Source organism: Cohnella cellulosilytica, assembly GCF_042431195.1.
In the GTDB taxonomy this organism is placed as follows: domain Bacteria; phylum Bacillota; class Bacilli; order Paenibacillales; family Paenibacillaceae; genus Cohnella; species Cohnella cellulosilytica.
Map to the genome: position 1 here is coordinate 138,269 of NZ_JBHMDN010000017.1, position 14,739 is coordinate 153,007.

The window sequence follows — 14,739 nt, forward strand, 5'->3', positions numbered from 1 at the left end:
GGATTGCCGTGAACGAAAAAAACGCAACGAAAGCTTGTCTTACGAAGGACGACCTTGTCGATCGATTCAGAGGGATCGGCCTGCGGGAAGGACAGGCGGTGATGGTCCATACTTCCCTAAGCAGGCTCGGATTTGTCATCGGAGGAGCGGAAACGCTGATTCGGGCGCTTCTGGAAATCGTCGGCCCCGAGGGCACCTTGATGATGCCCTCCCAAACGTGGAAAAACCTCGATCCGTCAACCGGGGTCCACGGGGATATTCCCACCGATTGGTGGCCGGCGATTCGGGACCACTGGCCCGCTTACGACAAAGAGACGACTCCGGCCGTCGGCATGGGGGTCGTGGCCGAAGTTTTCCGCAAATGGCCGGGGGCGCATCGTTCCGATCATCCCGCTCGCTCCGTCGCGGCCGTCGGCAAGCACGCGGCGTATTTGACGGAAGATCACGATTTGAGAAATATTTTCGGCGAGGGGTCTCCCTTGGACAAGCTGTACGGGCTGAACGGATACGTGCTGCTGATCGGCGTCGGCTATGACAAAAACACGTCGCTGCACCTTGCGGAAACCCGCGCCGACTTCCCCGGCAAGAAATTCGTCGGGGAGAGCAGCGCGATCCGAATTGACGGCAGACGTCAATGGGTGACCTATACGACGCAGGAGGTGGACGATCGGGATTTTGTCCGGTTGGGACAAGAGTACGACCGGGAGGCTAACGTTCGGATTCACAAGGTCGGAGACGCCGACGTTCGGTTGCTGGCGCAGCGGCCGTTCATCGACTGGGCGGTCTCCTGGATGGAGCGCAACCGGGCGTAAGCCGGCCCGGCGGGCAAACGTCCGGGCTCCGCTATCGCTCTCCCGCGCTTAGAACGCCCAGTTGCCCTTGCGGAATACCGGAACGACCGTGCCGTCGGCGCGCACGCCGTCGATATCCATACCGGCCGAGCCGATCATGAAGTCGACGTGTACGACGCTCGAATTGACGCCGGCCGCAGCCAGCTCCTCGGGCGTCATTTTTTTGCCGCCTTCCACGTTAAAGGCGTATCCGCTGCCGATCGCCAGATGATTGGACGCGTTCTCGTCGAACAGCGTATTCAGGAACAGTACGTTCGATTGCGAGATCGGGGATTCGTGCGGCACGAGCGCCACCTCGCCCAGGTAATGGGCCCCGTCGTCCGTCTCGACGAGCTGGCGCAGGTTCTCCTCGCCCTGCTTCGCCTCCACGCCAACGATGCGGCCGTTCTCGAACGTCAGCTTAAAGCCGTCGATCAGATTGCCGCCGTGACTGAGCGGCTTCGTGCTGGACACGTAGCCGCTGACGCCCGTCTTCAGCGGCACGGTGAACACTTCCTCCGTCGGCATGTTCGCCATGAACGGCACGCCCGCCTCGCTCACGCTGCTGGCCGCCACCCAGATGTGCGTCTCCGGCAGCTCGATCGTCAGGTCCGTGCCCGGAGCGCGGTAATGCAGCTTGGCGAACCGGTTTTCGTTCAGCCAGTCGCTCTTCTTATGCAGATTGGCGTCGTGCTCCGCCCAAGCCTGCACCGGGTCGGCCGCGTCGAGCCGGACCGCGCCGAAGATCGCCGACCACAGCTTGTCGACCGCCTCCTCGTCCGAAGCGCTGTCCGGGAACACCTTGACGGCCCAATCCTTCGTGGCGGCGGCGACGACCGTCCAACTTACCTTGTCGGACTGGATCGCCCGCCTGAACTGGGCCAGTCCCTGGCCCGCCGCCTTCTGATAATTGCCGATGCGCGCCGGCGCGATTCCCTTGAGCAAATCCGGGTTCGGGGAGGAGAAGGAGACGAACGCCGCGCCGCGCGCGACGAAATCGTTCCGCTTCGCCGTCTCCCATTCCGGGAACCGGGAGAATACGTCGTCGGCCGCTTTCTCGTATTTCAGCCGGGTCAGCGCTTCGTCCGACCAGTCCACATGCACGTTGCTCGCCCCGGCCGCATAGGCTTGAGCCGCCACGCGGCGCACCAGATCGGCAATCTCGATCGAGGCGATGACAAACACCTCCTGCCCCTGCTGCACGTTAACGCCTACCCGTACGATCAATTCCGCGTATTGATCCAATTGTTTTGCCCGATCCGCCATTTCCGGCACGCTCCGTTCTCTTGATAGTTTGGAAAAAGACAAAAACGACAGGCAGCCGCCCGTTCACGGCGTCGCCTGTCCGAATTTCGCCTTTAAAAGTCGATAAGGCCGACGCTGATCTGCAAGGCGTCGTTCACCTTGTTCATCGTCTCGTCGTCCAGATGAGTGATTTTATCCGTCAACCGCTGCTTGTCGATCGTCCGGATCTGTTCGAGCAGGATTACCGAATCCCGCTCCATGCCATGGGTTTTCGCTTCGATTTCAACGTGGGTCGGCAGCTTCGCTTTCTGGATTTGCGCGGTTATGGCCGCAATAATCACCGTCGGGCTGAACCGGTTCCCGATATCGTTCTGAATGATCAAAACCGGGCGCACTCCGCCCTGCTCCGAGCCTACGACCGGCGACAAATCCGCATAGAAAACATCCCCGCGTTTTACGATCAAAGTTTACACCCCGCTTACGAGGCGACCCAGTATGTTGTCCGCATCCTCTTCCGCGTGGAAAGCTTCCGATGCCATGTGAAGATTGATTTTAGCCATTTCCAAATACCCGCGCTGCATCGCGTCGCGAATCAGCCGCTTCTTGCGGTCGACCAGGTAATGCTTCATCGCCTGGCGTATGATCTCGCTGCGGTTGGTGTTTTCCTTGGCGACGACGAAGTCGACTTCGCGCAGCAAATGATCGGGAAGACTGATCATAATGCGTTTCGTATTGTGTAAATTGGCCACCGAACGGACACCCCCAAAGATTTTCCAACAAGCACCCTTTTTTCCAGTATGCATGAGTCTGGTAAGAATTATTCGAGATCGAGGGCAGACATTCCTGCCAATGCCGGCCAAATTTCGCTTCCAATTCGCATCCAATATTAACCAAGCAGCGGATTGACGACCGTTAAGACCTTTCCGTTGCTCATATAAACCCTGGGAACGCGCGCGGCGAGCATGCACGTCAGCTCGTAATTGATCGTCCCGAGCTTGTCAGCCACTTCATTCGCCGTGATCGCCTCGCCGCCCTGCCGCCCGACAAGCACAACTTCCTCTCCGGGTTCGATGGCCGGCTCGCCCGGAACGAGCGCGTCGTCCAGACGGATCATGCACTGATCCATGCAGATCGTTCCAAGCACCGGAACTCTGCGTCCGCGCACGAGCGCCTCCGCCTTGCCGCTAAGCATCCGGCTGAAGCCGTCGGCATAGCCGATCGGCAGCGTGCCGACCGTCTCCCGTCCGCGGGTGAAGTAGCGCGTGCCGTAGCTGACGCCCTCTCCGGCCGCAAGCTCCTTAACGTGCACGACGGCGGTCTTCAGCGACAGAACCGGCTCCAGCGGAACTTCGTCCGTCCGCACCTCGCCGCTCGGATACAGGCCGTACATGCCGATTCCCAGCCGCAGCATATTGCCCGTATGCTCGGGCAGATCGATGCCGGCCGCGCTGTTGCCCGAATGAACGATCGCGATCGCCATTCCGGCTCGGTCCGCGTAATCGGCCACGGCGGAGAACCGTTCGATCTGCATCTCCGTATACGCCTTGTCCGCCTCGTCCGCTCGGGCAAAATGGGTGTAGAGCCCTTCGACCTCGATCTGCGGCAGCGCGAACGCCCGCTCCAGGAAGCTTTCCGCTTCCCGCCCCGGAAGCAGGCCAAGGCGGCCCATGCCCGAATCGATCTTCACATGGATTTTCAGCTTGGGACCGGAGGCCGGCAGCGCCGCCGCCGCGTCCAGCATTTCATTGCGATAGAAAGTTAACGTAATTCCCCGCTCTCTGGCCAGCGAATACCCCGCCGGAGGCGTGTAGCCCAGCACCAGGATCGGCGCGGCAATGCCCGCGTTCCTGAGCTGCAGGGCTTCGTCGAAAAAAGCGACGCCCAAATAATCGACGCCCGCCGCAACCGCTCTTCTTGCGATCTCCGCCGCCCCGTGCCCGTAGGCATTCGCCTTGACCGAAGCCAGCAGCTTCGTGCCGGGGCGCAGTCGCCCGCGAAAAGCTGCGATGTTGCGGTCGAGAGCGTCGAGGGAAATCTCGGCCACGGTCGGCCGGAAATAACAGTCCACGGACCGTTCACCTACCCTGCTGCGCAAAAACTGCAATAAATCAATGTTACCGGGCGGACGTTGGACTGTCAACGATATTCGGGCAGGCAACCTTTGCCAGCTCGCTCTCCGCCGAAGCCGCTCCCGGCCGCGGACCGCGATTAAAAACCGGGCTGTCCGCGGCCATGGCTCGATGACCGGCGGGACAGCCCGTGGGACTTGCCGTTATTTGCCCGACGAATCGACCATCGATTGGGCGATACGCGCCATGTCGGGATAGGTGAGATCCTCGCTGCTCAAGCGGAATTCAATGCCGTCGTAGGTCCAGGTGAGCGTGTTGACCGCGCCGCTCGTCAAGTGTCCGAGCGTAAAGCCGAGGTCGAGCGATTCGCCCTCGCTCAAGGTGACCGCCTTGACTTTGGCCTGGCTCTGCGTAATCGTGAAGTCGTAGCTTCCCGTATACCGAAGCATATAGCCCGGGCTGTCGACCATCTGCAGATCGATCTGATCCAGCAGCTCGACGCCGGCCGGCAGCGCTTCGATGTCCGGTTCGATCAGCGAGAACGAAGCGCTCTGCGCGGGCGTCGGGGAGTCTTCCCCTTCTTCCGACGGCTGAGCTGTCGCGCCCGGAGCATCCGTGGCACCCGGAGAAGCGGTCGCGTCCGGAGCGGGGCTTCCGTCCGGGGAAGCCGCGGCATCCGGGCTCGAGCTGCCCTCGGAGGGCTTCGAGCCTGGCGCCGTTCCCATGTTCTTATCCATATCGAACGCGGATTTATCGAATTTTTTGCCGAATTCGAACGAGTTGAACACGACCTCTACCATCTTGTTGCCGTTGGCGTCCGAGACTTCGACGTGCTTGGGCGCGTAGTCCTCCTGGGACAGCCAGATCTTCTGCCGGGCGAACGATCCGTTCTGATAGTTGCCGGCCATGACGTCGAACACGTAGCTGTCCTTGTCCTTCGCGAACTGCCGCGAGTTGTCCGTAATGATGCTGTGCGTCAGCGTCTGGTACAAGTACACCTGGCCCTGATTGTCCGGCCAGTCGCTCTGGAAGCGGTAGCTCTTGTTCAGCTGCGGGGTGAGCACGAACACCCCGTCCTCGTTGCGAAGAACGATCTGCGTAATGTCGCGCTTCGCGTTCGTCAGCGCGATTCGGTACATGTCCGGCTTCTGGTACCATACCTCGACCTTGTACTCCAGCGGCTGTTGTCCCGTATACAAGGTCATTGTGCCGTTGCCTTCGTAGCTTTCCATTTTGTTCACGACTTTGTCCAGATCCTTCACGACAGAATCCGCGTTCTTGCTCCCGCAGCCGGCTAGAAATACGGCTAATGCGACGGCAAGGGCAGCGATCCATGTAATCCGACGATGCATGCGTTCCACCCCTCAGCACATTAATCAATCCATGCTTCATGTTTATGGGTGGACTTGACCATTTATTCGGACAATCTTGACGAGCCGCTTCATTATTTTTTGAAAATGTCCGCTTGTGTTGGACGCCCGTCTTATTCCAAAAATCCGATCTCCCGCATCAATCTCTCCAGCATAACCGCCGCTTGCGCTCGCGTCGCCGTTGCGGCGGGCGCCAGCCGGTTCCCGTTCACGCCTTGAACGATGCCGGCCGCTGCAGCTTCCGCTACCGCATCCCTGGCCCATGGCGAGATTTGCGCGGCGTCGTCGAATCGGCTGAGTGCGTTCGTCGCCGGATTGTTTTGCGCCGTCTTCCCGGTTGCAAGGGTGCGCGCATTCGCCAGCATAACGGCAATTTGCTCCCGGGTTATCCGTTCCTCCGGAGCAAAGCGCGTCCCGCTCACCCCGGTGACGAGTTCAGACCTGGCCCCCGCTTCTACTGCAGCCGCATACCAGGCGCTTGCCAGAACATCCTCGAACACATTCCCGGCTGCCGCCGCTTCCGTGCGAATGCCCAGCGCCCGCACCAGCAGCGCCGTGAACTCCGCGCGGGTAATGGAGCGATCCGGAGCATACAGCGTCTTCGACACGCCGCTGATGATCCGCTTGGATGCCATATGTTCAACCTCCAATTTGGCCCAGTGCGCTGTCATATCGGCAAACTTGACCGGCTCCGTTTCCATGATGGCATAAATACTATTGTGCGGCACCCGCATCACCGACTCCGCACGTCCGTCGCTTAGATTGGCGGTAACCGCCGGTACGAATGTAAAGGTTTGGGCAAGCGGATCGTACAGAACCGCCGTGTAGCTCCGCTTCGCCGCGCTTTCGTCCAACACAATGGATTTCACCATGTACGTGCCGCCGAAGTCGCTCACCTCCAGTGTCCGTCCGCCTCCCGAAACGATCAGTTGGAACTCGATTGCTTCGCTGAGCCGTTTCATCCCCTGCGTATTGGCGGCTTGCACCAACGCGTCCAGCTCGGAACCCGCCAGAGTCTTGATGTGGATATTCACAAGCAAGTCATTCGCATCCACGCCCAATTGTGCGGCCAACTGCTCCAGATCGAGAACATTCACTTCCAGTTGGAAGCTGGAACCTTGCAAGCGAGCCTCGAACGCGATGTCCGGATGTGCGGACATCCAATCGCCCAATAAGCCTGCAGGCAGCTGCAGCCTTACCTCCGGATGTCGATCCGGAATCTCGATGCGCACGAAAGGTCGATCCGCTTGATCCAGCAGTTTCGGCAGTTGGTCGATGATCTCTTGGGGCAAATCCACCACATCGATGACGCGGCCATCCGGCTGCTTCGTTTCCTTGATCTCTTTCGGGATCACCTTGATAACGATGATGCCTTTGTCTATGAGGACTGCAGATTCGGGTTCCGGTTCTTTCGCAGGCTCGGCTTCACCCGCTGCCGGATTCGACCCCGAAGGCGACGGCGTATTGGGAATGCCGATGTTCGCGATCGCAATCGTCTCCACCGCTTCGTTACCGGCTTCGTCCCTCGCGTAAACCGTATACGTTCCATTTTCGTTCACCGTGAAATGATCCACAAAGTCCGTCCCGCCGCTGACGAAGAAATCCGCCGTTCTCTCCCCGTCCGTCCACTTCTGGCCGGCAATTCCGCTGCCTGTGCCATAGACCGCAGCGGTTACCGTTACATTGCCGTTCGTTGGACTGGTCGGGCTCGACGTCAACTCGATTGCGGGATCGGTGCGATCCACCTCCAGCACGATTTGATATTGTTCTGCTGATCCATCCGGAGCCTCCACGTCAACAGTAATCGTCTCCGTCCCCTCGGCAAGATGGATCGGCCCCGAGCTCGATCCGTAAGGAATGACCACCTGATTGATCTGAACTTCCGCGAGCGGGACAACCGGGGTTGCCGTCACCACGACAGAGGCTGCATTCGTCACCAGGTTGAAGTTCCGCTCATTCGGATCGAAGTGCAGTCCCGGTATATCCAATTCCAAATTTCCCAGCTGCGCGCCAATCTCCCGAAAGAGATGACCTTTATCCACAGCATAAGCTTTTGCAGTAGAAGGATCTTCACCGTATATCGTGACTTCGATGGAGTTTTCAAAAATAAGATCCCCTCCCAGAACGATATCAAAAAGGTTGTCTCCCAATACTGCGTTTGGATTGATAACCATCAGATTACGAATTTCGTTAGCTCCGAAGGCCGACATTCCAACCGACGTTACACTGGCCGGAAGCGTCACTTCCGTCAATTGATTGTATACAAACGCATACGGATCAAGGGTTTCCACACCTTCTTGAATTGTCAGCCTGGCCAGATGGTTGGTATTGAATGCCGCCGGGCCAATGGACTTTACACTGCCTGGAATCGTCAACTCTGTCAGTTCGTTTTCCGCGAATGCAGAGGGTCCGATCGTCTCCAGACCTTCCTCAATCGTTAACTCGCCGATTTGATTGTGGCCGAAAGCCATCTGTTCGATCTCTCTTACCGAGCTCGGAATGACCAGTTCCGTGAGTTGATTGGCTTCGAATGCACTTTCACCGATTTTCGTTACTGTATTCGAAAGCGCAAGATGCTGGATTTGATTGTCCCAGAATGCCATAACGTCAATCTCCGTTACCGAGTTCGGGATCGTTACCTCGGTGAGTTGATTGTTACTGAACATTCCGGCACTGATCTTCGTTAAGCTATTGGAGAGGGTCACCCCAGTCAGGTTATTGTCACTGAACGCTCCTGTGCCGATTTCCGTTACATGATCGGGAATCACCAGTGTGGATAACTGATTGTCCCGGAAGGCGTCTTCCCAGATCGTCGTTACCGAGCTTGGGATGTTCAACGTCGTTAACAGATTGTTGGCAAATGTATTTGAATTGATCGTTGTTAAATGGTTTGATATTTCCACACTGGTCAATTGATTGTTATCGAAAGCGGCCCAACCGATCTCCGTAACGGAGTCTGGAAGGCTCAACGATGCGAGTCGGTTGTCTCTGAACGCCTGCTCGCCGATTGTTGTTAAGCTGCTTGGGAGCTCCACAGCGGTCAATTGATTTCCATAGAATGCCTGTGGCCCAATCTCCGTTACCGTATCCGGGAGCGTGACCGACGTCAGCTGGTTGTTTCGGAATACTCGCTCGCCAATTGACGTTATACCGCTTGGAATCTCTACATGGGTCAATTGATTTCCCTCGAATGCGAGTCTGTCAATCTCTATTACCGAGTTCGGAATAAGGATCTCCGCGAGCAGATTGTCTGCAAAAGCTGCATAACCGATTCTCTCTACCGTGCCCGGAAGGGTCACTGACGTTAACTGCTTGTTTTGGAAGGCGCCCGTGCTAATTTCAACTACGTTCAACCCATTCAATTGGGCAGGGATATCCACTTCTTCATCATTTCCGTTGTAGCTTGAGATCCGAACGACGCTTCCATCGTCAACCTGAAAGTATTCATAATCCCCTTCTATAGCTGCCTGCGCGCTTGGTCCAGCATACAACAGATGACTCCCCAGCATCAGCGACACCGCCAGCAAATATACGCCAAACTTATGAAGGATTCCTCGATTCATTGCTCCGATCACCTTTTCTATAGTTATTCAGGCTGACAGCGCCAGCGCCTGTCGTTTAGTGTATCAGGGAGCTATGAAAGAACTATGAAAGAATAGGGATGTCCTCTGCCGCCTATCTCGAAAAAGCGGGAATGTGCCGATATAAAAGGTATAATGAGAGAGGAGGGTTTTGCATGCCAGGACCATCCGTCTTTGTATTTACGGGAATAAGCGGAGCCGGACGCAAGACGATAGCCCGCAAAGTGGGCGAGGCGCTCGGCTGGATAGCGGTTCGTTCCTGCACGACTCGCGAACCGAGAAATCCTGCCGCGCCGGACAGCGACTATCGTTACATGAGCCGCGAGCAATTCGACGAGTGGGACAGCGAAGGAAAGTTTGCGCAAACCGCAAGCATCAGCGGCAACCGCTACGGAGTGCTGAGGCATGAGCTTGAAGCTGCTCTCTCGGCAGGCATTTCCGTCTATGTTGTGTTGAACCGGGAAGGCGCAGAGGCCATTCGCAAGCAATATGGGGACCGCACAATTAGAATTTTCATCTATGTGGATAAAATAACGGTGCGAGAGCGGCTGGAGAGCAAGGGGACGCCTTTCGAGACGGTACAACGCTATCTGGACAGCTACACCGATGAAGTGACCTACCGCAGCAAGTGCGAATATACGTTTGAAAATGTGAATGCGGATCGGACGGCGGAGCTGATCCGCGCGGCCGTTACCCGCTAGAAGGAGCAATCAGGTGACGGTTTATATTGCGCTGATTCGCGGCATTAACGTAGGCGGCAAAAATAAAGTCCCGATGGCCGAGCTAAGAGAGGCTTATGAACAAATCGGGCTTACGCAGGTGAAGACGTACATTCAAAGCGGCAACGTTGCGCTTGCATCGGAGTTAAGCGCGGAGGAGCTGCGGCCGCAACTGGAGAAGGCCATTCTGGATCGCTTCGGCATAGCTGCGGCCGTTGCCGTCCGCACGGCCGCGGAATGGGACAGTGTGATGGCGCGCTGTCCCTATGACGCGCAGGCGCTTCAGGACAAGCAGACCATTCAGGTCGCCTTCTTGACCGAGCCGCTGTCCGCCAAAGCGCTGGACGTTCTGGAAACCAACAAGATCGGGCCGGACAAATACACCGTTACCGAAGCGGAAATCTACTTCTTCTTCAGCCAGAGCATGCTGGACTCCAAGCTGGCGAACAGCCTCCAGAAGATCGGGAAAACGATGACGATGCGCAATTGGAACACGGTCGTCAAGCTGGAGGAGCTGAGCCGGACGATATCCGGTTAAACTCGAAGCAGAAGCCTCCATTACAGATTCTTTAATCCGCCCAGGCTCGCGCCTTGTACGAACAGCCGGTCGACGCTTCGCTCGACCGCCGGATCGGCAACGAGCGGCGGCGCTTGATGAGGCTTGGAGCGAGCGTCAATGATGACGTTGTCGCACGCCCAATGCTTGAATTCGTAACCGCTGTTCACTCCGTAAATATCGTGCGAAGGATTGCTCCGCGTAAACGTCGCCCACAGGAAATTGGCCAACGTCCCGCTCAGAAATTCGCTGTCGTCGGCGATCACGATCGCCGGGCAGGAGCCCGGCGCGCCTCTGGCGGCGATAGCCGCGCACAGCTCGCCGATCTCCCGCTCCGCCGCGGCATAGTCGGAGAACGCCGGGCCCTGGAGCGCGACGATGCCCGGCAGAACGAGCCGGGCGCCTTCGAAGCTTCGCAGCCCCTTCAATTCCTCCGGCACTTCGCGGCACAGCTCGCGCCGCTTGTCCCCGTATGCCGCGAATACGACCTTGCTCCCCGCGTTAAGGCCCGTTCCCGAATAGTCGAGCGTATCGATCGTCGTATTCGTCTGAAAATGGATATCCCGGCGCAAGTCGATTCGCTCGAGAATATAAGTCAGAAACTCCTCTTCGCGATGCGTATCCAGACGCTGCCGGTCATCCGCGGCAATAAACAAATATTTCGCCAGACTGAGCTGGCCCGTTCCCAGAATCCGATTGGCGAGCGTAAGCAGCTCCGCGGGCCGCTTGCTCTCGCTGTACGGCGTATAGCGCTCGCTGCCGATTGCGAACAGCAGCGGGTGAACCCCCGCCGCGTCGACCGCGTGAACCTCCTGCACGCCGGGAATCTCCTGCCTGATCGCGTCGCCGGTCAGCTCGTGAATGAGCTGGCCGAACGACGTATCCTCCTGCGGCGGACGGCCGACGACGGTGAACGGCCAGATCGCGCCCGGCTTGGCGTACACTTTGTGCACTCTCATCACGGGGAACGGATGCGTCAGGCTGTAATAGCCAAGATGATCTCCGAATGGGCCTTCCGGCTTCGTCTCCCCCGGATGAATCTCCCCGGTGATGACGAAGTCGGCGTCGTTGCTGATGCAGAAGCCGTCCGCATAGCTGTACCGAAAACGGTTCCCCGCCAGCATGCCGGCCACCGTCATCTCGCTGAGCCCCTCCGGCAGCGGCATAACGGCCGCCAGCGAGTGCGCCGGGTGCCCGCCCACGAAGCAGCTCACCTTCAGCGGAACGCCCAGCTTGTTCGTCTTCGTCTGATGGATGCCGATGCCGCGGTGAATCTGGTAGTGGACGCCGATTTCCTTGTCCGTCTCGTATTCGTTGCCGTTAAGCTGGATGCGATACATGCCCAGATTCGAGTTCATGATGCCCGGCTTGTCCGGATCTTCCGTATACACTTGAGGCAAAGTCACGAAGGCTCCGCCGTCCATCGGCCAGCTCTGGATGAGCGGAAGATCGGAAATCCGCACCTCGTTGGCGGGCGCGGCCAAAGCTCCGGGCGTTTTTTGCGGCAGCGCCTTCCAGGCCGTGAGGCCCGCTCCGGCATTCTGGAGCGGACTTTTCAAGGCTTTCATCGGATCGTTGCGCACTTCCATCACCTTCTGGACGGCGTCCCAGGTGCTGCGGAAAATAAACCGGCTGCGCTCGAGCGTGCCGAAAATGTTGGAGGCGGCCCGGAATTTCGAGCCTTTGACGTTCTCGAACAGCAAGGCGGGGCCGCCCGCATCGTATACCCGCCGGTGAACGGCGGCCATCTCCAAATAGGGATCGACCTCTTCGCGGACGCGGACCAGATGTCCGTGCCTCTCCAGATCCGCCAAGCATTCTTCCAAACTTCGATACATCGGGGGCCCCCACCGTTCTAAGCGTATTTTTATCGTCTGCAGTCTATTGTTCTATTGTATCGGGACGTCCGGCTCGCCACAACCCGTCCATCGAACTCGGGCCGTTGCCTCTTAGTCGAACCCCCGCTTGTAGAACAGCTTGATCGAGCTTCGCGCGCAGACCAGCGAGAACACGGCGAACAGCAAGCCCCAGAAAAGCGCGGGTATGTAGGTTGCGCTGTCCAGATTGGTCGCGTCTCCGGCCGCTCCGGGCTGCTGCAGCGACAAGGACAGAATAATCAAGGCGCTAATGACCGATTCTACCAAACAGATAAACGCAATGAGCAAATAATAGCCTTTAATGAGCCCCGGCCGCGACAGGACGACGATCAGGATCGTCAGCACGGCGAAACCCGCGCACCATGCCGCTCCGAAGCCGTTGCGGACGAACAGCGCAAGGCCCAGCACCGCGATCGTCGCGATCGCGATCAGACCCGCCCGTTCCTTGCGAAGGGAATGCAGATAAAAGAGCAGCGTCGCGAACAGCGCCGAGCCGAAATAGCCGGCCAGCGAGATCGGAATGGACTTCCAATGTCCCGCATAGGCGGTGTACGTGAGACCGCTCTGATCGGAATACAGATGAATGTACCGGACGTCGCCGGACAGCAGCAGCGTCACGATCGCATGGGACATCTCATGCACGAGCGTGTCCACATTGCGGAAAAAATCCGAAAACGGAAGCAATCGGGTTAGGAACGCCGTTATTCCGAGGAATAGGGCGACTCTGAGCCATGACTTGATCGCAATCCCCTCTTTCTTCGACTCGATTCTCGGGCCAGCGGTTCGAATAACCGAATTATACCATAGACGACGAGGAATAAGACCATGAATCCTGCCGCATAACGGTACATTTCGCCGTAACCGGTCGCCGACGAGATCGCGCCGAGAATGAACGCTCCCGAAGCGACGCCCAGGTCGGTCGCGTTATAGAACAGACTGTTGGCCGTTCCGTATTGCTCCGGAGCGGAAACCCGCAGCATCCATGCCTGCAGCGTCGGCTGAATCGCCCCGAATCCGAGCCCGTACAGCAAGGCGGATACGATCAGCAGCGGGAGAGTCGTCGCATAGGACAGAACGGTCAAGCTGGCGATGACGCAGACGACGGCGGGAATCAGCACGGCGGCATGCCCCCTTCGGTCGAACAGCCTTCCCGACACGGGCCGCACGATAATGATCGTAACCGCGTTGAACAGGAAGAACAGACCGACCTGCTCCAGGTGGACCGACTCGCCGTACAAAGCGATAAAGCTGAGCACGCCCCCGTACGTAATCGCCAACAGCACGTTCAGGCACGCCGGAAACAGCAATTGGCCGTTCGTTCGCGCTCCGGACTTGGCCGGCCTTGCCTCTCTTTTCGCTCTTGCAGGCTCTGCCGCCGCTTCGGCCGTCTGGGCGCCTCTCCTCTTGCGATCCGAAGGCACCGAACGCGTGAGCAGCAGCAGGGGAAACGCGATCAGCAGCGTCAGCGTCGCCACCACGGACAGGCTGTTAAATCCCGCTTCGCGGAAAACGTTGAGCCCGACCATCGGCCCGATCGACATCGCCAGGCTCGTGGACAAGCCAAAGTAGCCGATCCCCTCGCCCATGCGGTCGGAAGGGATCATCTGCGAGACAAGCGTCGGGACAATCGTGCTCGCCATGCCGAAGCCGATCCCGTAGCCGACGCGCATGAGCAGCAGCGACCCGATCGAATCGGCCAACACGTAAACTCCGGTAACGGCGGCGGCGATGGCGAGTCCCGCGTACAGCAGCGTCCCCCGGCCGAACCTGCGCATCAGCGCGGCGGTCAGAAACCGGGCCGCGATCGCGGACAGCGCGAACAGGCTGGTGACGAGACTGACCGTAAGATCGTCCGCTCCGAATTCGTTTTTGACGTACGTCGGGAAAGCCGACAGCATCATTTGCAGGTTCAGAAACAACAAGAGAGAGCTTACCGACAAAGCGATAAAAGCTCTCGTCCACAATTTTGTTTGCGGTTGCGGGCGCTGCATGTTTTCTCCTACTCTCTCTCTAAGATGTCTATCATATGACGATCGATTCGGATCAGCAGCCGGATCAACGTGTCGTATTCCTCGTCGCTCATGCAGCGGCGAACCTCTTCGTTCGCCCGCCTCTCGATCGGCAGCGTCTCCCGAATGAGCTCTTTTCCTTTGTCCGTTATGCCCACCTGAAACGACCTGCGATCGCGATCGCCGGTGCGCCTGCCTACCAGTCCCTTTTGCTCCAGATGATCGAGAATTCTCGTCGTCGTCGGCCGGTCCTTGCCCGCGCGCTCCGCGATGTCCTTCTGAATGAGGCCGTCCTCCAGATTAACCTGGTACAGAACCGACCATTGCTCCGGCGTAATGGCGTGAGGCTTCAGCCGGCTCTGGAACAAGGCGGATACTTTGCGATAGGACGTCCCCAGCATGAAGCCTGCGGAACGGGTAAGATCGTATCTTTCATCCGTCATCGATGGTTCACCCCATATAGTTGTCATAACAACTATATCT

The 14,739-nt window shown here is 58.2% G+C and carries 13 protein-coding genes; 3 read left to right on the plus strand and 10 right to left on the minus strand.

The genetic code is table 11. The features are described 5' to 3' along the window. Nucleotides 1-8: 8 nt before the first annotated feature. Entirely contained in the window at nt 9-812 is an 804-nt protein-coding gene (locus tag ACFFT4_RS14210; protein WP_378048636.1) for an AAC(3) family N-acetyltransferase, read from the plus strand. Nucleotides 813-860: 48 nt separating this feature from the next. Here ACFFT4_RS14210 and ACFFT4_RS14215 read toward each other — a convergent pair whose 3' ends face one another. From ACFFT4_RS14215 to ACFFT4_RS14240, 6 genes are all read right to left on the minus strand, one after another. Continuing rightward, complete coding sequence (locus ACFFT4_RS14215; RefSeq protein ID WP_378048638.1) at nt 861-2,096, minus strand: aminopeptidase; 1,236 nt, start codon at nt 2,094-2,096, stop codon at nt 861-863. A 92-nt stretch (nt 2,097-2,188) separates the two neighbouring features. Beyond that, entirely contained in the window at nt 2,189-2,539 is a 351-nt protein-coding gene (locus ACFFT4_RS14220) for a type II toxin-antitoxin system PemK/MazF family toxin (RefSeq protein WP_378048640.1), read from the minus strand. Nucleotides 2,540-2,542: 3 nt separating this feature from the next. Next, complete coding sequence (locus tag ACFFT4_RS14225; RefSeq protein ID WP_094048007.1) at nt 2,543-2,824, minus strand: CopG family ribbon-helix-helix protein; 282 nt, start codon at nt 2,822-2,824, stop codon at nt 2,543-2,545. Between the two features lie 137 nt (nt 2,825-2,961). Then, nucleotides 2,962-4,143, minus strand: a complete 1,182-nt coding sequence (gene alr, locus ACFFT4_RS14230; protein WP_378048641.1) for an alanine racemase — start codon at nt 4,141-4,143, stop codon at nt 2,962-2,964. 204 nt (nt 4,144-4,347) lie between these two features. Then, nucleotides 4,348-5,496: a LolA family protein gene (locus ACFFT4_RS14235; protein WP_378048643.1), complete on the minus strand. Its 1,149-nt coding sequence runs from the start codon at nt 5,494-5,496 to the stop codon at nt 4,348-4,350. Between the two features lie 131 nt (nt 5,497-5,627). Further along, a complete protein-coding gene (locus ACFFT4_RS14240) occupies nt 5,628-9,077 on the minus strand; it encodes a leucine-rich repeat protein (RefSeq protein ID WP_378048645.1) in 3,450 nt (1,149 codons plus the stop codon). 173 nt (nt 9,078-9,250) lie between these two features. On the opposite strand from ACFFT4_RS14240, the gene ACFFT4_RS14245 reads away from it, so the two are divergent. Further along, nucleotides 9,251-9,796, plus strand: a complete 546-nt coding sequence (locus ACFFT4_RS14245; protein ID WP_378048646.1) for a guanylate kinase — start codon at nt 9,251-9,253, stop codon at nt 9,794-9,796. 13 nt (nt 9,797-9,809) lie between these two features. Beyond that, nucleotides 9,810-10,352 (plus strand): DUF1697 domain-containing protein, encoded by a 543-nt coding sequence (locus ACFFT4_RS14250; RefSeq protein ID WP_378048648.1) that lies wholly within the window; start codon nt 9,810-9,812, stop codon nt 10,350-10,352. A 20-nt stretch (nt 10,353-10,372) separates the two neighbouring features. Here ACFFT4_RS14250 and ACFFT4_RS14255 read toward each other — a convergent pair whose 3' ends face one another. The 4 genes from ACFFT4_RS14255 to ACFFT4_RS14270 all read right to left on the minus strand — a co-directional run bounded on the left by ACFFT4_RS14255 (nt 10,373) and on the right by ACFFT4_RS14270 (nt 14,699). After that, the gene (locus ACFFT4_RS14255) at nt 10,373-12,208 is read right to left on the minus strand and encodes a UbiD family decarboxylase (RefSeq protein ID WP_378048650.1); all 1,836 of its coding nucleotides are present in this window, start codon (nt 12,206-12,208) and stop codon (nt 10,373-10,375) included. Between the two features lie 111 nt (nt 12,209-12,319). Beyond that, entirely contained in the window at nt 12,320-13,066 is a 747-nt protein-coding gene (locus tag ACFFT4_RS14260) for a M50 family metallopeptidase (RefSeq protein ID WP_378048697.1), read from the minus strand. Further along, nucleotides 12,949-14,238 (minus strand): MFS transporter, encoded by a 1,290-nt coding sequence (locus tag ACFFT4_RS14265; protein WP_378048652.1) that lies wholly within the window; start codon nt 14,236-14,238, stop codon nt 12,949-12,951. The genes ACFFT4_RS14260 and ACFFT4_RS14265 overlap by 118 nt, the downstream gene beginning before the upstream one ends. 8 nt (nt 14,239-14,246) lie before the next feature. After that, the gene (locus ACFFT4_RS14270) at nt 14,247-14,699 is read right to left on the minus strand and encodes a MarR family winged helix-turn-helix transcriptional regulator (RefSeq protein WP_378048654.1); all 453 of its coding nucleotides are present in this window, start codon (nt 14,697-14,699) and stop codon (nt 14,247-14,249) included. Nucleotides 14,700-14,739 lie beyond the last annotated feature (40 nt).

Coding starts and splice junctions, on each gene's coding strand:
- ACFFT4_RS14240 (WP_378048645.1), bottom strand. CDS start 9,077: ATGAATCGAGGAATCCTTCATAAGTTTGGCGTATATTTGCTGGCGGTG.
- ACFFT4_RS14270 (WP_378048654.1), bottom strand. CDS start 14,699: ATGACGGATGAAAGATACGATCTTACCCGTTCCGCAGGCTTCATGCTG.
- ACFFT4_RS14255 (WP_378048650.1), bottom strand. CDS start 12,208: ATGTATCGAAGTTTGGAAGAATGCTTGGCGGATCTGGAGAGGCACGGA.
- ACFFT4_RS14245 (WP_378048646.1), top strand. CDS start 9,251: ATGCCAGGACCATCCGTCTTTGTATTTACGGGAATAAGCGGAGCCGGA.
- ACFFT4_RS14235 (WP_378048643.1), bottom strand. CDS start 5,496: ATGCATCGTCGGATTACATGGATCGCTGCCCTTGCCGTCGCATTAGCC.
- ACFFT4_RS14265 (WP_378048652.1), bottom strand. CDS start 14,238: ATGCAGCGCCCGCAACCGCAAACAAAATTGTGGACGAGAGCTTTTATC.
- ACFFT4_RS14215 (WP_378048638.1), bottom strand. CDS start 2,096: ATGGCGGATCGGGCAAAACAATTGGATCAATACGCGGAATTGATCGTA.